Annotated in this window: 19 protein-coding genes; 3 read left to right on the forward strand and 16 right to left on the reverse strand. The window is 60.9% G+C overall.

Features of this window, described 5'->3' with window-relative positions:
• Positions 1 to 9 precede the first annotated feature (9 nt).
• Positions 10 to 912: a XamI family restriction endonuclease gene (locus O4G74_RS10910; RefSeq protein WP_269402638.1), complete on the reverse strand. Its 903-nt coding sequence runs from the start codon at positions 910 to 912 to the stop codon at positions 10 to 12.
• Entirely contained in the window at positions 912 to 2,090 is a 1,179-nt protein-coding gene (locus tag O4G74_RS10915; RefSeq protein WP_269402639.1) for a DNA cytosine methyltransferase, read from the reverse strand. Before O4G74_RS10915 ends, O4G74_RS10910 begins: the two co-directional genes overlap by 1 nt.
• 314 nt (positions 2,091 to 2,404) lie before the next feature.
• On the opposite strand from O4G74_RS10915, the gene O4G74_RS10920 reads away from it, so the two are divergent.
• The gene (locus O4G74_RS10920) at positions 2,405 to 2,806 is read left to right on the forward strand and encodes a hypothetical protein (RefSeq protein ID WP_269402640.1); all 402 of its coding nucleotides are present in this window, start codon (positions 2,405 to 2,407) and stop codon (positions 2,804 to 2,806) included.
• A gap of 259 nt (positions 2,807 to 3,065) precedes the next feature.
• On the opposite strand, the gene arsB is transcribed toward O4G74_RS10920, so the two are convergent.
• Positions 3,066 to 4,091 carry an ACR3 family arsenite efflux transporter gene (gene arsB, locus O4G74_RS10925; protein WP_269402641.1) on the reverse strand — a complete coding sequence of 342 codons (1,026 nt, stop codon included), beginning with the start codon at positions 4,089 to 4,091 and terminating at the stop codon, positions 3,066 to 3,068.
• Positions 4,092 to 4,121: 30 nt separating this feature from the next.
• Positions 4,122 to 4,484 carry an ArsR/SmtB family transcription factor gene (locus O4G74_RS10930; protein ID WP_269402642.1) on the reverse strand — a complete coding sequence of 121 codons (363 nt, stop codon included), beginning with the start codon at positions 4,482 to 4,484 and terminating at the stop codon, positions 4,122 to 4,124.
• Positions 4,485 to 4,648: 164 nt separating this feature from the next.
• Here O4G74_RS10930 and O4G74_RS10935 point away from each other — a divergent pair, with 164 nt between their 5' ends.
• Positions 4,649 to 5,206 carry a DUF421 domain-containing protein gene (locus O4G74_RS10935; protein WP_269402643.1) on the forward strand — a complete coding sequence of 186 codons (558 nt, stop codon included), beginning with the start codon at positions 4,649 to 4,651 and terminating at the stop codon, positions 5,204 to 5,206.
• On the opposite strand, the gene O4G74_RS10940 is transcribed toward O4G74_RS10935, so the two are convergent.
• The 11 genes from O4G74_RS10940 to dapB all read right to left on the reverse strand — a co-directional run bounded on the left by O4G74_RS10940 (position 5,203) and on the right by dapB (position 15,193).
• On the reverse strand, positions 5,203 to 5,697 hold the full coding sequence (locus tag O4G74_RS10940; RefSeq protein WP_269402644.1) for a GNAT family N-acetyltransferase: 495 nt from the start codon (positions 5,695 to 5,697) through the stop codon (positions 5,203 to 5,205). The genes O4G74_RS10935 and O4G74_RS10940 overlap by 4 nt on opposite strands.
• Positions 5,698 to 5,742: 45 nt before the next feature.
• Complete coding sequence (locus tag O4G74_RS10945; protein ID WP_269402645.1) at positions 5,743 to 6,714, reverse strand: alpha/beta fold hydrolase; 972 nt, start codon at positions 6,712 to 6,714, stop codon at positions 5,743 to 5,745.
• 13 nt (positions 6,715 to 6,727) lie between these two features.
• Entirely contained in the window at positions 6,728 to 7,162 is a 435-nt protein-coding gene (locus tag O4G74_RS10950; protein WP_269402646.1) for a PaaI family thioesterase, read from the reverse strand.
• A 42-nt stretch (positions 7,163 to 7,204) separates the two neighbouring features.
• Positions 7,205 to 7,948 carry a CPBP family intramembrane glutamic endopeptidase gene (locus O4G74_RS10955; RefSeq protein WP_269402647.1) on the reverse strand — a complete coding sequence of 248 codons (744 nt, stop codon included), beginning with the start codon at positions 7,946 to 7,948 and terminating at the stop codon, positions 7,205 to 7,207.
• A 9-nt stretch (positions 7,949 to 7,957) separates the two neighbouring features.
• The gene (locus tag O4G74_RS10960) at positions 7,958 to 9,313 is read right to left on the reverse strand and encodes an ABC1 kinase family protein (RefSeq protein WP_269402648.1); all 1,356 of its coding nucleotides are present in this window, start codon (positions 9,311 to 9,313) and stop codon (positions 7,958 to 7,960) included.
• A 58-nt stretch (positions 9,314 to 9,371) separates the two neighbouring features.
• Positions 9,372 to 9,842: a VOC family protein gene (locus O4G74_RS10965; protein ID WP_269402649.1), complete on the reverse strand. Its 471-nt coding sequence runs from the start codon at positions 9,840 to 9,842 to the stop codon at positions 9,372 to 9,374.
• Positions 9,839 to 10,309, reverse strand: a complete 471-nt coding sequence (locus O4G74_RS10970; RefSeq protein ID WP_269402650.1) for a hypothetical protein — start codon at positions 10,307 to 10,309, stop codon at positions 9,839 to 9,841. The genes O4G74_RS10965 and O4G74_RS10970 overlap by 4 nt, the downstream gene beginning before the upstream one ends.
• Before the next feature lie 52 nt (positions 10,310 to 10,361).
• A complete protein-coding gene (locus O4G74_RS10975; RefSeq protein WP_269402651.1) occupies positions 10,362 to 11,246 on the reverse strand; it encodes a bifunctional helix-turn-helix domain-containing protein/methylated-DNA--[protein]-cysteine S-methyltransferase in 885 nt (294 codons plus the stop codon).
• A 123-nt stretch (positions 11,247 to 11,369) separates the two neighbouring features.
• On the reverse strand, positions 11,370 to 12,848 hold the full coding sequence (locus O4G74_RS10980) for a sigma-54-dependent transcriptional regulator (RefSeq protein WP_269402652.1): 1,479 nt from the start codon (positions 12,846 to 12,848) through the stop codon (positions 11,370 to 11,372).
• Between the two features lie 180 nt (positions 12,849 to 13,028).
• A complete protein-coding gene (locus O4G74_RS10985) occupies positions 13,029 to 14,279 on the reverse strand; it encodes an acetyl-CoA C-acetyltransferase (RefSeq protein WP_269402653.1) in 1,251 nt (416 codons plus the stop codon).
• Between the two features lie 104 nt (positions 14,280 to 14,383).
• Positions 14,384 to 15,193, reverse strand: coding sequence for a 4-hydroxy-tetrahydrodipicolinate reductase (gene dapB / locus O4G74_RS10990; protein ID WP_269402654.1), 810 nt, complete (start codon positions 15,191 to 15,193; stop codon positions 14,384 to 14,386).
• 145 nt (positions 15,194 to 15,338) lie between these two features.
• Here dapB and O4G74_RS10995 point away from each other — a divergent pair, with 145 nt between their 5' ends.
• A complete protein-coding gene (locus O4G74_RS10995; protein ID WP_269402655.1) occupies positions 15,339 to 15,869 on the forward strand; it encodes a hypothetical protein in 531 nt (176 codons plus the stop codon).
• Here the strand turns inward: O4G74_RS10995 and O4G74_RS11000 are convergent, their stop codons facing one another.
• Entirely contained in the window at positions 15,870 to 16,766 is an 897-nt protein-coding gene (locus tag O4G74_RS11000) for a peptidylprolyl isomerase (RefSeq protein ID WP_269402656.1), read from the reverse strand.
• Positions 16,767 to 16,799: the final 33 nt, after the last annotated feature.

Consider the following 16,799-nt stretch of genomic DNA (forward strand, 5'->3'; position numbering starts at 1 on the left):
CGGACATATTCAGACCCGACTTCGCACCCAGTTTGCAAACGCATCGAGATCGTGAGACCAGAATACCTTTACACCCTCATCTGTGAGGCGTTGAACGTCATCAGGCTTGATTACACCTTGCAGTAGTGCCGCAGTTTCCACGAAACTCCCCCAATGAGCCTTCCACGCAGCAGCCTTCTTCAAGACGTCATTCACTCGCTTAACAGAGTTTGTTGCGTCATTCGTAACCTTGCATTCCATAGCTGCGACATACGATGACTTGAAACCGCAGGCGATATCCACTTCTTGCGCAGTCGTCGTGGCCGTCGCAAATCGAGTCTTGTTCATAAAATGCTTTGGGGGGATTGCGGCGCGCGTGTCGATGGTGACGCTTGGAAGTTTTTCCCAGCCTAGATCGATTAGTAGGTCAACAACCGCATTCTCTTGCTCCGCACTTAGCCGATTGCGCTTTTGTGTCTCCGTCAACTTCGGCGCAATAAAGGAAATCACTCGCTCAATAAGCAACTCGCGCTCTAAGTCTGTGGGTTCACGGTTAGCTTCAAGCCATGGCGCGATATCGCGGTCCATCCACTCTGCTAACACTATCGCTACGGCCCTTGCGACTTCAGGCTTTTGCTTCCTGTTCGACCTTTCGGACGACTTTGGCCATTCATGGCAGAGAAGCTTGAATTGGTCTTGGCTCTTGGGTGGCGCCAGCAAATGCCGAAAAATCAGCATGTGCCCGCCGTCCTCCTCAAGCGCCGATCTAACGTCGCGTAGATTGTTAGATGCCCTTAGTGCCGCGACCACTTTTGGCCTGATCTGCGCGAGCGATTCAGCCCAATCTGTTGCTTCTCCCTTTGGATCAGCACCCTCGATGTAGAGCTTGCGGGCATGCTCCGCGTTTCGGCGGTTTTCATCTGTTACAGTCATTAAGACGCTTTGCGCTGGCGCAAGGCGGGTGCGGCCCGGCGCGACTCGCCATTCCTAGCTTCATCGCGCTTGGTGTATGCAATGGCTGCTATGAGTCGGTTATCCAGAGGAGCTAGCTCAGTGACGTTAGTGCGTTGTTTGGGAGCTTCGGTTCGCTCGATATGATTGGCAAGAGAAACCGCCACGGCCTTCGCAAGCTTAGGTGGTACTGCATTTCCTATCTGTCGATAGATTGATGACCGCTTACCTTCCCATTTCCATGTTGCTGGAAACGATTGAATTGCAGCGCATTCGCGTGGGCATAGACGCCTCAAACCGTGCTCAGGGTCGATGACCCAATCCTGAGCGGTGCTTGCGGTTACAGTTCGCGCGGGAAGACTTGGGTCGGCTATAAAAGCACCTTGCTTGTATCCCCAATGCCCGCCAGGTCTGGTTGTCTCGGCTTTGCCCGGCGATTTTACCCCGCTTCCTGGCTTAATCAGCGCTAATTCCGCAGCAAGTTTTGGCGTGGGACGGATTATCTCATCATCCGAAATCGCTAGCCTTGCGAGTCTTCTCTTGAGACTCACCCATTTCTTGAGACCTGGGGCCGATACTTTCGAATGCGTTGCCCGAGGAAAATCGGGGCAATCACCCGTTCGATGGGCAATCACAAACAGACGGACCCGCCTTTGAGCAACTCCATAGTCGGCTGCGTTCAAGAGACTCACGGTCGTCTGCCAGCCCTCCTGTCGAAGGTCTTCACGCAACAGCGCAAGTGCTGAGCCAGGCTCACCGTCCAACCCACGTGCGGTCAAAAGTCCGCGAACATTTTCCATGACAATGAATCGCGGGTCGAGAGAATTTGCGAGTTTGATAAAATGCCGAAATAGCTGCCCACGTTCGTCGGCAAGCCCTCTTTGATGGCCGGCACTTGACCATGACTGGCATGGTGGTCCCCCGACAATCGCATCTAGATTGCCGCGCGCCAGACCTGAGCGAGCGCGAACTTCGGAAGCGGTAAGGTCTCGAATGTCGTCCTGCCCCACGATGCTGCGTCTCGAATGATTTGTGTTAGCGCGCAGCGTTGCAACCGCGTCGCTGTCTAGGTCTGATGCGAAACAACGTTCCCAACCTGCTTGCTCAAACCCAAGATCAAGACCGCCGGCACCGGAAAACATTGAGATAAAATTGCTCATGCCGTTTTACTGCCTCGCGCAATTACCTTAGAACATATCAAGAACGAATACTTAGCATTCTGTTTTTAGGGCTTCAAGGGCTCACATGATTTGGCGTCAGAGACAAGTCGGAAGTCTATCCATTCACACGCCGTAGACGCAGACAGAAAGCCTTTTAAATTGGCACACGCTGCAGGCTTTTCAGCGACACGATAAAGCTCATGGAGTGTCGTTCAAAGTACGTCGCGCATGTGTCACGCGGCAGATGTCAAATCAATCCATCCCCCTCCCCGCACGTCCGTCTATAACCCTCACCGATGGAGCTGACCCTTGCGATGATATGGAGCTGTCTGATGCGGGTGCCGGTGCGGCACTGGCGGACGCTGTTTCATTATCTGGGCCGGCTGAGCGCCACTTTTGACGAAGCGAGGGCGGACGGCCGCAGCTGGTTGAACTGGCATGTGCGCGAGGATGGCGTCATCTGGGTCTCGGCATGGGAACTGACAGAGGCCGAGCAGGCCCAGCGCGCCGCGCTGCCCGCCGCCTCTACCCCCGCCCCCTGGACACACCCCGCCCTGCAGCTAGAGCCTGCCTGGACCGCGTACACCCCATGCACCGCGCCTACACCGCCGCTGCACCAAGGGCACACCGCCCTCTCACCAGAGCGACACCCCACCAAAACCACCGCCCGCGCCCCGCCTTTTCCGGGCGATCCGCCCCTCCCGGCAAAAGCCTGAGACCTCGTGCAACCAGTTTTTACTCACCCCGCACTCCCCCCAACGGAGCCTGCGGGCGCTGGTGCTGTAAAATGGATCAGGCGAAACGGTATTCCCCTCTCCTCGGGGAGAGGGGCTAGGGGTGAGGGGAAGCAGACGCAGTATCTGGCGCTAATGTTTCAGCGATGCGCCTTTTGAAAATCACTGCCAACGCAGCGCTTGAAGAGAGAAAGCTCCCCCTCATCCCCGGCCCTTCTCCCGAGGGAGAAGGGAGAAGGCATCAGCCCTCTTCTACAAAAGCCCCCCGCGTCCGGTTCGCGAACGCCACCAGAGACAGCATCACCGGCACCTCCACCAGCACACCCACCACGGTCGCGAGCGCGGCCCCTGAATTCAGCCCAAAGAGAGAGATCGCCACAGCAACCGCAAGCTCGAAGAAGTTCGACGTCCCGATCAGCGCGCAGGGCGCGGCCACATTGTGCGGGACTTTCAGCGCATAGGCCGCGCCATAGGCGACCGCGAACATGCCATAGGACTGGATCAGGATCGGCACGGCGATCAGCGCGATGACCAGCGGCTGCGAGAGGATCACTTCCCCCTGAAACCCGAAGAGGAGGATTACGGTCAGCAATAGGCCGAGCACCGAGGCCGGCTTTACCCGCTCGATGAAGCCATCGACGGCAGCCTCACCGCCTCGCGCCTTCAGCATCTGGCGCACGCCAACCCCCGCCAGCAGCGGCACGACGACATAGAGCCCGACAGACAGCAGCAGCGTCTCCCACGGCACGATGATGTCGGTCATCCCGAGCAGCAGCGCCACGATGGGCGCGAAAGCGACGACCATGATCGCATCATTCACGCTGACCTGGACGAGGGTATAGTTCGGGTCACCGCGCGTCAGCTGTGACCAGATGAAGACCATCGCCGTACAGGGCGCCGCGCCGAGCAGGATGAGCCCTGCGATATAGCCTTCTGCGTCGGCTTCGGGGATCAGCCCGGCAAAGACATAACGGAAGAAAAGCACCCCCAGCGCCGCCATGGTAAAAGGCTTGATCAGCCAGTTGACCACCAGCGTGATGAGAAGCCCCTTCGGCTTCTCCCCAACCCGGGCGAGCGAAGAGAAGTCCACCCCGATCATCATCGGCCAGACCATCGCCCAGATGAGGATAGCGACCGCGAAGTTCACATTGGCGTATTCAAACCCCGCCAGCGCGCCGAACACACCCGGCAGCAACTGGCCAAGCCCGATGCCAACCACAATGGCCAGCGCGACCCAGACTGAAAGATAGCGTTCAAACGCGCCCATGAGATTTCCCCGTCTGTCTGGTGTGGCGTATTATGAGCTGGTCGAGGTGGTTGGCGCACAACAGAGCGCGCGGTCTGCAGCGGCCTGTACACTGCTGGCGACGCAGGGCTCTCCCGCGCAGCAATCTTCCAGCAGGTAGACGATGAGGTCGCTGATCTGATCGAAGCAGGCTGAGTAGATGATGGAGCGCCCTTCGCGGCGGCTGTCGATCAGGCCCGCCTGCTGGAGCAGGTTTAGCTGGGCCGAGAGCGTATTGGGCGCCCGGCCCACCTGCTCTGCGATCTTCCCGGCAGCGAGACCGTCCGGGCCTGCCTTCACAAGCAGCCGGAAGACTTCCAGCCGCCCTTCCTGAGACAGCGCGGCGAAGGCAGTAAGTGCAGTCGTTGAGTCCATATTTCAATAATCGCTGAACTATAGAAATGGGTCAATGTGGGGTGAGCACCCGAAGGGCAATGCAACAAGGGCGCGATCTGCCGGCGGTGGAATTACAAGGCATTAGGGAACGGGTCCGCCCGCTGCTCATTGTCCTGAGAACGCAATCTGAGCGGAGCTGCCCCATGGACCCCATCCTTCTCGACCAGCAGAGTGATCTCGTCCGCGTTCTGATCTCTGCGCCGATCATGTACCTCACCATCGTTCTCGCCATCCGCCTGTCCGGCAAGCGCGCAACGTCCCAGATGAACAATTTCGACTGGATCGTCACGGTGGCGATCGGCTCTCTCGTCGGCTCCGGCATCGTGCTGAAAGGCGTAACCGTCATCGAGTCGGTTGCGGCCATCGTGATGCTGCTCATCCTCCAATGGATCCTGACCAAGACGGTCCTGCACAGCAAATGGCTGTCGAAGATCGTCAAGGCAAAGCCCGTCGTCCTGCTCGACCGGGGCGTCTTTCGTGAAGAGGCCATGCGGCGTGAGCGCGTGACGAAGCGCGAGGTCATGTCCGCGATCCGCCAGAACGGACTCGTCGATCCCGATCAGGTCCAGTGGGTCATCCTGGAGACGAATGCCTCGTTCAGCGTCATTGCGAAGGGCGCCAACCAGGGTCACATCCGCGCGCTTGAGGATGTCGACGGCATCGATGCTGTTCCGCAGGTGGAACGTGCTCAGACGTCCTAGATCGCCGTGACGAGGCCTTCGAGCAGGCTTGCGTCTCCCGTGAGGTCGCGCACCATGACGCGGGACTGGTCCTGCGGGCCGGGGAAGGTGAGGCGTCCACGCGGGGTCACCTCAAAGCCGATCCGTCCGAAATAGGCGGGCGCGCCGATAAGGACTGCCGCAGGCCAGCCCGCTTGCTTGCCAGCCTCCAGCGCTGCCTCGGTCAGCTGAAGACCCAGCTCTGACCCTCGCCAGGCAGGCGAGACGGCAACGGGCCCGTAGAACAGCGCCTTGTCGCCCTGCGCGCCGACCTTCAGCGGCCAGACGCGGCAGACGCCCACCACCGTATCGCCATCGACCACAGCTACACGGTTGATTTCCGGAAGGGTCCAGGAATATTCGCGCAGCCGCTCTGCGGTCTTGGCAAAGTGGCCAGGCCCGAAGGTGCGGTCGAACAGGTCTTCAATCGCCTCGGCATGCCGGGCGGGCGTTTCTGGGAGGATCTCGATCATTTCGCGGGTGTTTAGGGTGCGAGGCGAGCGCTTGCAAACGCCAAATCACCGCCGCCCCGGCCAGCCCGCAAGCAGTCCGCGAATTGAAGCCACAAAGGCGAGTGGCTGGTCGAGCATGACATGGTGGTAGGCTTCCGGCACGGTGATCATCGGCACCGGCGGATCCTGAAGCGAGCACATATAGTCCGCCACCCGGTCTGGCACGAGTTCGGATAGACCGCCGCGCATGAAGACGATCGGACAGCGCGTCTCCAGTCCCGTCAAGTCGACATCATTCCACTCATCCATCAGCGAGTTAAAAATGAAGGGATCGAACTTCCAGGAATAGCCTTCCTTGCCATCCTCACCCTTCATGGTCGTGATACTATGGCGGGCAATGTAGTCGACGATGTAATGGTTTTCGCAAGGCTGCGGCGGGGCGAGCCGGAAGCGGGCCAGAGCTTCATTGAAGCTTTCATAGATGCGGTTCGCCCGCGTACGACGCGGCGGGCGCGGGCGCTCATCGCCCGGCGGCTCCAGGTGGCTGTCGACGATCACCGCGCCGGCAAACTTCTCGCCGCCTTCGCATATGGTCGTATTGAGTGAAATAATGCCGCCAAAGCTGTGCGAGACGATGATCGGCTTCACAGCATGAGCGAACAGGCCTGCATGTTCGCTCACCGCGAGTTGCTCACGATTGAAGACGGGGAAGCTGTACGCGTCACGCCAGTCACTGTCCCCCATGCCAGAGAAGGTCGGCGCAACGACATAATAGTCGGTCGTAAGGAAAGGCGCGATAAAGTCCCACCAGCGCCCGTGGGCACCATTGCCATGGGCGAACAACAGGCCAGGTTTCGAAGCGTCACCCCAGCATCGATAGGCGATCCTGGCTCCATCAACCTCGACGCTGGCCTCCGTGGCTTTCTGCGCGATGGCCCAGTTGAACCAGTCCGGCGCAGGCGGTTTTTCACCGGCGTACCCTGCGAGCGGCAAATCGTCAGCGTCCGAAGTCCTGTTTGGGAAGTTGCCGTCACTCATGAAAATACCAGCCTCATCCGCGCCGCTCGATGACCTTGAAGATACCGCTACCGGTGAGGAGTGTCCGATCACCCGTCCAGATGCGGCCCTCAACGGTGTAGACATTGGCTTCTTCGGCCACGATGGTCGCCTTGCCTTCAACGAACTCGCCATGCTTTACGCCTGACAGAAAGTCACAGAGAAGGCGGATGGTGACCCACCAGCTATCCTCGTCGCTCTCGACGGCTGCGCCCCAGGCCATGTCGGCAAAGGTCATCAGCATGCCGCCATGGGCGTTCATCATTCCATTTGTGTGATGTTCTTCCACACGGAAGGCGCGGGTGATCCCGTCTGGGCCCCGCTTCTCAAAAAGCGGGCCGATCTGTCGGCCAAAGCCCCTGTGCCATGGCAGGAGCTGGTAGCCTTCGGGAAGATCGAATGTCTGGGAACGGTCTAGATCGTCTGTCATTTCGAATGCGGTGTGCAGCAAGCCGCTTCGCTCAACAAGTCCTCACCCAGCGGGAGGCGCGAGGCTGGCCAGAAAGGTGATCATGCTATTCGCCGCGATATGCGCGAGGATTGGCACAAGCATGGAGCCGCTCTTCAGCCGGAGCCAGGCGAACCCCATCCCCGCCACGAAGACAACGATGAGGGCTGGGATGCTGTATTGAAGGTGCAGGAAGGTGAAGGCGGCGGAAGAAAGGGCCATAGCCATAAAAGGTGGAACGCCACGAACGACTAGCGCGCCGAGTGCCACACCGCGAAACGTGACTTCTTCAAGGATCGGCGCCAGCAGGAGAGCGAAGACCAGGTAGGCGATGCCCCAGTTCTCGCGCGCAAAGAAGCTGGTATCGACGTCTCGGGAGTATTCCCAGCCCTGCTCCCCGCCTGCCAGCAGCGCCGCGATGAGGTTCGGCGCGATCAGGATGACAGGGCCGAGCAGGATCGAGGCGACGATCCAGTTCTGTGAGGCACGCATTGAACCCGCGAAAGCCCCGGCGCCCATACGCTCACTCCAGATACTCAGGATTGCGAAGTGGACGAGATGGATGGCCGCAAGCGCGGTCCAGAGGAGACCGATTGCTTCCGTGGTTCTATCGGTCCCGTTTATGACCTGGCTGAAGCCCGGCCAGGCGAGGCCAATCAGAAAGGCGCCGAGCACCGGGAACAGGAAAGGCGCGCAGAGCGTCCAGAACGCAGCCGTGAAAGGCTCACGGCCCAGCGCTTCGGGCGTGTTGTAGGGCTTGGATTCCATTCTTACGGCCTAGACCGTAAGCCCTGCCTTGGAAAGCGCTTCGGCCTGGCGGGCTGCGACCGCGTCTTCGCTGAAGCCTTCGAGGCTCTCCTCGAACAGCCGGTGGTAATTCACTTCAGCGCCCAGCCGGATATAGGCTGCGCCAAGCCCTATGGCGGCGCGGTCCATGAAGACGAACTCGCGCGGGATGGTGACGGGGCCAGCCTCCTTCAGGCGCTTGCGCACTTCAAAAGCCTGTTTGCGGCCATATTCGCCGGGCGCCACCCCGTCGGCGACACTGCGCACCCGGTCTTCCAGAAGCGGGCCATAGATGAACTTTGCCCAGATATTCAGGATCTCGACGAGGTCCTTGTTGAGGTTCTTGAAGCCCCACTTCTCATAGGCCGCATAGGTCGCGTCGAAATCGTCCGCCCGGATGGCACGGTAGAGGTCGACAACGCCGCCGACGAAGTTCGGCGGGAAGATACGGATACAGCCAAAGTCGAGCAGGTTGAGCCCCTCGCCGCCATCGGTGACCTGGTAATTGCCAAGGTGCGGGTCGCCGTGAATGACGGCGTATCGCAACATGGGCAGCCACCATGTCCAGTAGAGCCGCTTGGCGATGCCATTTCGGACCTCCTGCGGCGCATCCTGCCAAACGGTCAGCGGATCGCCGGTCACCCATTCCATGGTGAGAAGCCGGTCGGTGGACAGCTCATCCACGGGCTGAGGGATGTGGACGAATTCCTTCTCCTCAAGCATGTGGCGATAGAGGTTCATCGCCTTGCGCTCTCGCTTGTAGTCGAGCTCCTCGCGGAGGCGATCAGAGATTTCGACGACGATTTCTTCCGGATCGATGGAGCCATCTAAGCGGCGGAACATGCCGAGCAGGCTTTTTAGTTGGCCGACATCGCTTTCAACAGCGCTCGCCATGTCCGGATATTGCAGTTTGCAGGCGACCTCGCGCCCGTCGGGCAGCGTTGCGCGGTGGACCTGTCCCAGAGAGGCCGCATGGGCCGCTTCCTGACCGAAGCTTGCAAACTTGTCCTGCCAGTCGGGTCCAAGCTCAGCGCGCATCCGGCGTTTTACGAAGGCCCAGCCCATGGGCGGGGCCTGCGCCTGAAGCTGTGACAGCTCATCGGCATATTCCTGCGGCAGGAAATCAGGAATGGTCGACAGGATCTGCGCGACCTTCATCAGCGGGCCCTTGGTCTTGCCAAGGGCCGAGGCGAGCGCGCGGGCGGTGCGCTCATCGCCTTCATCGCCGCCAAAGAAACGGTTCGCCGCGAAGGCGACGCCTGCGCCCGAGAGGTTGGAGCCGACCTGCGCGGTCCGCCTCAGCCGGGCACTGAACCTGTTTCGCTCTTTATCTTTATCGTCTGCCATGCGCTGGCATTTAAGCCGGTAGCCGGTGCAAGCAACGCCGCCAGATGCGGCGCTTTGCCTACCAGGTGCCGATATTCTCGGCGCTGGCCCAGGGCTCCTTCGGTGGAAGCGGGTCGCCCTTCTGCAATAGCTCGACCGAGATGCCGTCTGGCGAGCGCACGAAGCACATGCGGCCATCGCGCGGCGGGCGGTTGATCGTCACACCGATCTCCTGAAAGCGCTCAGTGGCGGCATAGATGTCGTCCACCTTATAGGCGAGATGACCGAAATTGCGGCCGCCTTCCAGCTCTTCAGGGGCCCAATTGTGGGTCAGTTCGACCATTGGCAGGCCGGGCGGCAGACCCGTCTCGTTCGGGTCTGGCTTGTGACGGGCAATGTCTTCGGGCGAAGCAAGGAAGACGAGTGTGAAACGGCCGGCTTCATTATCGACCCGGCGCAGTTCCTTCAGGCCGAGGCCATCGCAGAAGAATTTGAGCGCCGCGTCTACGTCGCTGACCCGGATCATTGTGTGGAGATATTCAACACTCATTCGTCATTTCCTTCGAGGCGGCGAATTTCAGATTTCAGCGAGGGCGGTGCGTTGCGATAATAGTGCGAGGTCACCGCGTAGAGGAACAATACGGTCACGCCCATAACAAACATGAATGTCATGAAGACGTTGAACATATAACCGCGCTCCAAGGGGCCGGGGACAGAACCGCCAAGGCGCCACATAAAGTCCCACAGATTATTGAACCCCATGATGAGAAGCGGGAGTGCCAGAAGACTGACCAGTGCGGCGCCCCAGCGATAGGACGCTGCCAGCGGCGCTTCGGTGCGGATAAAAATTTCCTTGAACTCTTCCTGGGAGACGCGGTCGGAAAGTAGCTTCTTTTCGCGCATCGAGTCATAGACGGCTTTGGAGAAGGCTGGCAGCTCACGCCACTTCATCAAGATCCAGATTCCCCACAGCCCGAGAGCGACGAACATCATCGCGTAAAATGTAAGGTATCCCATATCTCTTCCACTGGCCGGGCGCTGTGCCCACCGCGAGACCTAGTCGGAGGGCTCAGGCGGCGTGTGCGCGCTCAAATGTCAGCATGGCGCGCTTTCGCGCCACTCCCCAATGGTAATTATGTAACCGCCCATCTGACGCAAGGGCGCGATGGCAGGGAATGAGCCACGATATTGTGTTCGCTCCGATTGCAGTTCCTGCAGCGCGCGCCGCTTTGGGCTGGCCTGCGGCAGCGGCGACTTCGCCATAGGTGCGCGTTTCGCCCGGTGGGATATCGAGAAGCGCCCGCCATATCTGACGCCGGAAGGGCGTCCCATAAAGCGCGACCGGGATAGGTTCTGTGCCCTCGAAGATCCGGGTCGCCCAACGCGCTGCTTCGCCATTGTCCTCCCGGACTGACGCGTTGGGGTAGCGACTGGCGAAATCCTGCTTCACCGCTGTCTTGCCATAACCTGGATGCTCGAAACCGGATTTCGCATCGGCTCCGTCATCGGCGAAGCCAAGCCCGCAAAGGCCGCGCGGCGAAATGACGAGAACGGCAGTCCCGAAAGGGGTTTCAGCCTCTCCCATGACAAGGTCAGCGCCCTGCCCGCCCGTCTTTGCTTCGCCGGGTGTGAGGCCCTCATGCGCGATGAACAGGTCATGCAGGCGGGATGGGCCGGACAGGCCCGTCTCATACGATGTGTCCAGCAGGCTCGCGCCCTGGCGCAAAAGGTCGCCTGCAGCCGCATGGGCAAGGGCGGCCTGATACTGTTTCGGGCTGATACCCGCCCAGCGGGTGAATTCGCGCTGGAAGTGATGCGGTGAGAGACCGACGGCCCGGGCGCACTCAGCCAGATCAGGCCAGTCGCGCCAGGTGTCACCGAGGTGTGAGAGCGCATCAGCCATACGACCATAGGCGACCGAGCGTTCGGAAAGAGAAGAAGCGGTGTTCGTCATAGAGCAGAGTTTGCCGCGGCCGGCGGGCCGCTTCCACCCGTTTCTTGCGCCTCGGCCGTGCCCCGCATGAAAAGGCCCCGCCAGTGGCGAGGCCCTGATCGGATTTGGGGTCGCAGCGCGGTGCTAGCCCGCCTTGCGGTTCTCTTCGCCGTCGAGCTCATACTCGCGGATCTTGCGGTATAGCGTCGAGCGGCCGATGCCGAGACGGCGGCTCACTTCGGACATGTGGCCCTGATAGAAGTCGATCGCGTATTCGATAATGTCGCGTTCGATATCGGTCAGCGGGCGAAGCTCGCCTTCATCGTCCTTGATGGTGACGGGGCTCGAAGGCGCGGCCAGCACCTCTGCAAGCGGTTCGCTTTCGACTGCTGGTAGGTCATTTGCCGGCGGCACACGTTTTGGCACAGGTGGTAGATCCACCATCTCAGGCATGACGCCGGAGATCTGCGGGAAGTCGTGCGGCTGCAGCGTGTCGCCTTCGCAAAGGATGACAGCGCGGAAGACAGCGTTTTCAAGCTGGCGGACGTTACCCGGCCAGTCGAAAGCGCACAGCATCTGCAGCGTTTCCTCGCTGGCGGTTTCCACGTCGCGGTTTTCAGACGCGTTGAAGCGCGAGATGAAGTGGCTGACGAGGGCTGGGATATCCTCGCGGCGCTCTCGCAGCGACGGCACGTCGACCGGGAACACGTTGAGGCGGTAATAGAGGTCTTCGCGGAAGTTTCCGGCTTTCACCTGTTCGGCAAGGTCGCGGTTGGTCGCCGAGACGATACGCACATCGACCTTGGTCGGACGGCGAGAGCCGACAGCGTCGACCTCACCTTCCTGCAGCGCGCGCAGGAGTTTCACCTGCATGTCGAGCGGAAGTTCACCAATTTCATCGAGGAAAAGCGTGCCGCCATCGGCCTCGACGAACTTACCGAGGGATTTGGAGACTGCGCCCGTAAAAGCGCCCTTCTCATGGCCGAAGAGGATGCTTTCGACGAGGTTTTCAGGGATGGCGCCGCAGTTGACGGTGACGAATGGCTTGCCGGCCCGGTCGGACGCGCCCTGGATACAGCGGGCGATGACTTCCTTACCGACACCACTTTCGCCAAGGATGAGGACCGGAATATCAGAGCTTGCCGCACGCTGGCCGAGACGCACGACCTGGCGCATGGCCGGGGCAGCGGCGATCATGTCGTTAAAGCTCATCCCGCCTTCTGACTTGCGTGTAAGGCGTTTCACTTCACCGGTCAGCGAAGACATTTTCAGGGCGTTGCGGATCGAGACGACGACGCGTTCAGGATTGGCAGGTTTGACCACGAAGTCGACGGCACCTGCGCGCATGGCGGTCACGATGGTGTCGATGCCAGAAGTAGCGGTCAGCATGATGACCGGCACATCGGGAATACGTTCGCCAAGGCGTTCCAGCGTTTCCATCCCCGACAGGCCCGGCATGGTCAGGTCGAGAAGGATGACGTCTGCGCCAGCTTCAGTGGCGGTCGTGAAACCGGTTTCGCCATCCGGGGCGGTCCGGCAGGCAAAGCCGGCCTTTTCCACCGCGGCCTGGATCAGCCTGCGCTGGGTTGGATCGTCATCGATGACCAGAACCGTCTTCGCCATGTCACATCACTCCTGAAAGCCTGTTCGACCTCTGTTGGGTCATTTTGCTACGGCCCGATATGGCACACAGGTGTGAGGTTATGGTTCAGTCGATGTTTCAAATTTCAAACAAATAAAAACCCCGCCCGGACAAGCCGCGGCGGGGTCTTCGATTTTTCAGGCGAAGTCTCGCCTGAAAATCTAGGCGTCGAGACGCTCGATGATGATGGCAGGCGCCATACCACCAGCAGCACACATGGTGACGAGGCCGTACTTGCCGCCGGAGCGCTCAAGCTCATCAAGCGCGGTGCCGATCAGGATCGAGCCGGTCGCGCCGATCGGGTGACCAAGCGCCATCGCGCCGCCATTGATGTTGACCTTCTCACGGTCGAGCTTGAGGTCGCGGATGAACTTCTCTGCAACGACAGAGAAAGCCTCGTTGATCTCGTAGACGTCGATGTCGTCGGTCGTCATGTTGGCTTTTTCGAGCACTTTCTTCGCAGCAGCGACCGGTGCGTTAAGCATCAGGGTCGGGCAGTCGCCCATGTTCGCCGTTGCGACGATGCGGGCGCGCGGCTTCAGGCCGTTCTCGTCGGCATACTCTTTCGAGGTGACGAGGATGGCGGCTGCGCCATCGACCACACCCGAGGAGTTACCGGCATGGTGGACGTGTTGCACGTTGCCCTGGATCTGCGGGTACTTCTTCTCGATCATGTTGCCATAGGTCGTGCCCTTGTCGTCGACAGGGATGTCCCAGAACATGTTGAAGACGGTCTTGAGGCCGGACAGGCTCTCCATCGTGGTGCCCGGACGCGGGAATTCGTCCTTGTCGAGGGCCAGCGAACCATCGCGGTTGTAGACAGGCACGACGGACTTGTCGAAACGGCCTTCATCCATCGCCTTCTTGGCGCGCTCTTGCGAGACGACGGCCAACTGGTCGACAGCTTCGCGGTCGATGCCTTCGAGCGTCGCGATCGCGTCAGCACAGCAGCCCTGTTGGGACTGCGGGTGCATTTCACGAAGGTGAAGGTTGCCAGCGTCCATCATTGGCGGGTTCTTCGGGTCCGCGGTGGACGCGGTGTAGCTCATCATCTCACAGCCGCCTGCGATAACGCAGTCTTCCATGCCGGACATGATCTGTGCTGCTGCGAGTGAGACGGTGGTGATGCCCGAGCCGCAGAAGCGGTCGAGGGTCACGCCGGATGCCTTGACGTCGAAGCCTGCGTCAAGCGCGGCCATGCGGCCCATGTCAGCGCCTTGCGCGCCGCGCTGGGAGCTGGTGCCCCAGATGATGTCGTCTACGGTGGACGTGTCGAGATTGTTGCGGTCACGGATCGCGCCGAGGACGGTCGCGCCGAGATGCTGCGGGTGAAGGTGGGCGAGCGAACCCTTGCCAACCTTGCCAATGCCGCGCGGCGTGCGGACCGCGTCGATGATGTATGCTTCAGCCATAAATTCCTCCCGAACATGCTGAATTGGACCGGATGGGAAAAGCTAATCCCCCTTCCGTCAACGGAAGGCAATCTCTGCCCCAGCGTCAAAGACTGAAACGAAACCTAGAGGCCGAGAACGTCGTTCATGTCATAGAGGCCGGCAGGCTGGCGAAGCGCCCAGCGCGCCGCAGCGAGAGCCCCATGCGCGAAGACCGACCGGTCCAGCGCGGAATGGGCCAGCGTGATGACTTCCTTCTCCGAGCCGAACGTGACTTCATGCTCGCCAATGACACCGCCCGAGCGGCGGACGGAGAAACCGATCTTTCCAGCTTCGCGCGCGGCATCAGGGCCATCATACGGGGCCTGGCGGAGGGCCTTGAGGCCCGCGCCTCGGCCCGCAGCGGCTGCATCGCCGAGCATGAGCGCGGTGCCGGACGGCGCGTCCACCTTGCGGCGGTGATGGGTTTCGAGAATTTCGATGTCCCAGTCTTCGCCGAGGCTTTCGGCGGCCCGCTTTGTCAGCGCGCAGAGCAGATTGACGCCCAGAGAGAAGTTACCGGCCTTGACGATGGCAAGCTCTCCAGCCGCTTCCGCGATCTCGGCTTCCTGCGCGGCGTCGAAGCCAGTGGTGCCGATCACGACAGCCTTCACACCTGCCGCTTTCAGGTGTTTGAGCGCGTCCAGCGTGGCGCCGGGACGGGTAAAGTCGAGCCAGACGTCCGCGCCGCTGGCGGCTTTCGCCACATCAGATTGCGGCTGGACGTCATCGGGGGCGCCGTGGACGAGGTTTGAGAGCGGGGCGCCGAGGGCGTCACTGCTAGGCGCTTCGCTGGCGCCTGTGAGCGCGTGGCCGGCCTCAACAGCTGCAGAGGCGAGCTGGCGACCCATGCGCCCGGCGACGCCGGCGATGGCGAGTTTCATCGTTCCTGTCATGCCTCGTCCTTAGCGCCTTTCCGCCCCGCCTGAACAGACCTCGCCGCACGCAAAAATTACGCGGCTTTACGATTTTGGGTTGCGAGCGGCATTTCTGTGTTAACCTTCTGTTTACCCACAGAAGCTGCAGCAGGAAGGATTCCGTATGCGCACCAAACTCTTCATTGGCGGGGCGCTTGCGGCGCTGTTCGCCCTTCCTGCAGCCGCTGACGGTTATGTCTACACCGCACCGTCGACCGGCCACGGCTATGCGACGAGCCACACGAGCACGACTTCGCCGTGCGCGGTGACAAGCTGCTGCTGCGGTCATCAGGTCGTGCGGACCTACAGAACCGCGCCTGTCGTGCGCCGCTATGTGCAGACCTATACGCGGGTTGCCCCGCCGAGCTGCACGGCGACCAGCCATGTAGGCCATGACCATGCCCACCACACCCATCGCCATGCCGGTGCGCGGACCTATTCCACGACCCGCACGGTCTCAGGATACAACCAGGGCAGCAGCTATTCAGGCAGCGCCTATGCCAGCAGCGACGGCTACGCCTATGGCGACGCGCATTACGATGACGCCTATTATGAGGACGATGGCTATTACGAAGCCTATCCAGCCCCGTCCGCCGGTTACGCAGCCGAGCTCAGCCTCGACCGCGAAGACCCGTGGAACGGCTATCGCCGCTGATCAGTCGGCAGAGGCAACGCGCTCTGCGGGCGTGTTGAAGCTGCAGATGTCCAGCACTTCAGGTGGCTTCCTGTAGAAGAACGCGCTGTCGCGGACGCGCAGGGCGCGCTTGTGCTCAGCGAAAGGTTCACCTTCGCTGGTCATCGTCCGCCAGACGGGGCGCTGGTCTTCGGGCAGGTCTGACACGATGGTGAGGCCGAGGATTTCCTCGCCCTGTTCCGGCGCCTGGATTACGCCATTGGAAATGGCCCGGTCACCGCGCTTGAAGGCCTGGACGTGCTCCATCCCGTCGATGACGCGGCCAAAGACGGTCAGGTTGCGGTCGAGATAGCGCTGCGCATCGAGGACGATGTAGATCTCGGTACCGCCTGAATTGGGGTCATTATTGCGGGCGAGCGCCACCGCGCCTGGGCAATGGAGCAGCCATTCCTGTCCGAGCGCCTCATCCCGGCCGACAGGAAAGCCGCCAATGTGGCCGACCTCGGCCGCGAACAGGTCGTCATTGCCGAGCGGGACGAAGCCTTCGCCGCCATAAGCCCGGTCATTCTCATTCTCGAGCGGGCCCCAGCGCAGAATCTGCATATCGTCGAACAGGCCGCCCTGCGCCACGAAACCCTCAATGACGCGGTAAAAGTGCTCGCCCTCATACTCACCGGAAGCGGCAAGCTCCCGCATACGCTCGGCGTGGCGCGGCGCGAAGTCCGGATTAAGCTCAATGACGATCAGGCCCTTGCCCGTTTCGATCATCATGAGATTTTCAGGGGCGATGGTGCGCCAGCCCGGTTCTGCGGTCTCAGCAACGGGTTCGGCAGCAGCGTCCTGCGCGCTGGCCGCGCCTATTGTGGCCGCCGCGATCATCGCCAGCCCCGCGAATGCGCGTCTCAAAGATTGTTTCATGCCCCAGCCTTTCCCGAAATCTGCTGAGCGCGA

It is taken from the genome of Henriciella marina (assembly GCF_027213945.1).
GTDB classification, from domain to species: Bacteria; Pseudomonadota; Alphaproteobacteria; order Caulobacterales; family Hyphomonadaceae; genus Henriciella; species Henriciella marina_A.

Bases quoted from the DNA above. Each gene is read 5' to 3' on its own strand.
- O4G74_RS10910 (WP_269402638.1), bottom strand. From the start codon at position 912: ATGACTGTAACAGATGAAAACCGCCGAAACGCGGAGCATGCCCGCAAG.
- O4G74_RS10915 (WP_269402639.1), bottom strand. From the start codon at position 2,090: ATGAGCAATTTTATCTCAATGTTTTCCGGTGCCGGCGGTCTTGATCTT.
- O4G74_RS10920 (WP_269402640.1), top strand. From the start codon at position 2,405: ATGATATGGAGCTGTCTGATGCGGGTGCCGGTGCGGCACTGGCGGACG.
- arsB (WP_269402641.1), bottom strand. From the start codon at position 4,091: ATGGGCGCGTTTGAACGCTATCTTTCAGTCTGGGTCGCGCTGGCCATT.
- O4G74_RS10930 (WP_269402642.1), bottom strand. From the start codon at position 4,484: ATGGACTCAACGACTGCACTTACTGCCTTCGCCGCGCTGTCTCAGGAA.
- O4G74_RS10935 (WP_269402643.1), top strand. From the start codon at position 4,649: ATGGACCCCATCCTTCTCGACCAGCAGAGTGATCTCGTCCGCGTTCTG.
- O4G74_RS10940 (WP_269402644.1), bottom strand. From the start codon at position 5,697: ATGATCGAGATCCTCCCAGAAACGCCCGCCCGGCATGCCGAGGCGATT.
- O4G74_RS10945 (WP_269402645.1), bottom strand. From the start codon at position 6,714: ATGAGTGACGGCAACTTCCCAAACAGGACTTCGGACGCTGACGATTTG.
- O4G74_RS10950 (WP_269402646.1), bottom strand. From the start codon at position 7,162: ATGACAGACGATCTAGACCGTTCCCAGACATTCGATCTTCCCGAAGGC.
- O4G74_RS10955 (WP_269402647.1), bottom strand. From the start codon at position 7,948: ATGGAATCCAAGCCCTACAACACGCCCGAAGCGCTGGGCCGTGAGCCT.
- O4G74_RS10960 (WP_269402648.1), bottom strand. From the start codon at position 9,313: ATGGCAGACGATAAAGATAAAGAGCGAAACAGGTTCAGTGCCCGGCTG.
- O4G74_RS10965 (WP_269402649.1), bottom strand. From the start codon at position 9,842: ATGAGTGTTGAATATCTCCACACAATGATCCGGGTCAGCGACGTAGAC.
- O4G74_RS10970 (WP_269402650.1), bottom strand. From the start codon at position 10,309: ATGGGATACCTTACATTTTACGCGATGATGTTCGTCGCTCTCGGGCTG.
- O4G74_RS10975 (WP_269402651.1), bottom strand. From the start codon at position 11,246: ATGACGAACACCGCTTCTTCTCTTTCCGAACGCTCGGTCGCCTATGGT.
- O4G74_RS10980 (WP_269402652.1), bottom strand. From the start codon at position 12,848: ATGGCGAAGACGGTTCTGGTCATCGATGACGATCCAACCCAGCGCAGG.
- O4G74_RS10985 (WP_269402653.1), bottom strand. From the start codon at position 14,279: ATGGCTGAAGCATACATCATCGACGCGGTCCGCACGCCGCGCGGCATT.
- dapB (WP_269402654.1), bottom strand. From the start codon at position 15,193: ATGACAGGAACGATGAAACTCGCCATCGCCGGCGTCGCCGGGCGCATG.
- O4G74_RS10995 (WP_269402655.1), top strand. From the start codon at position 15,339: ATGCGCACCAAACTCTTCATTGGCGGGGCGCTTGCGGCGCTGTTCGCC.
- O4G74_RS11000 (WP_269402656.1), bottom strand. From the start codon at position 16,766: ATGAAACAATCTTTGAGACGCGCATTCGCGGGGCTGGCGATGATCGCG.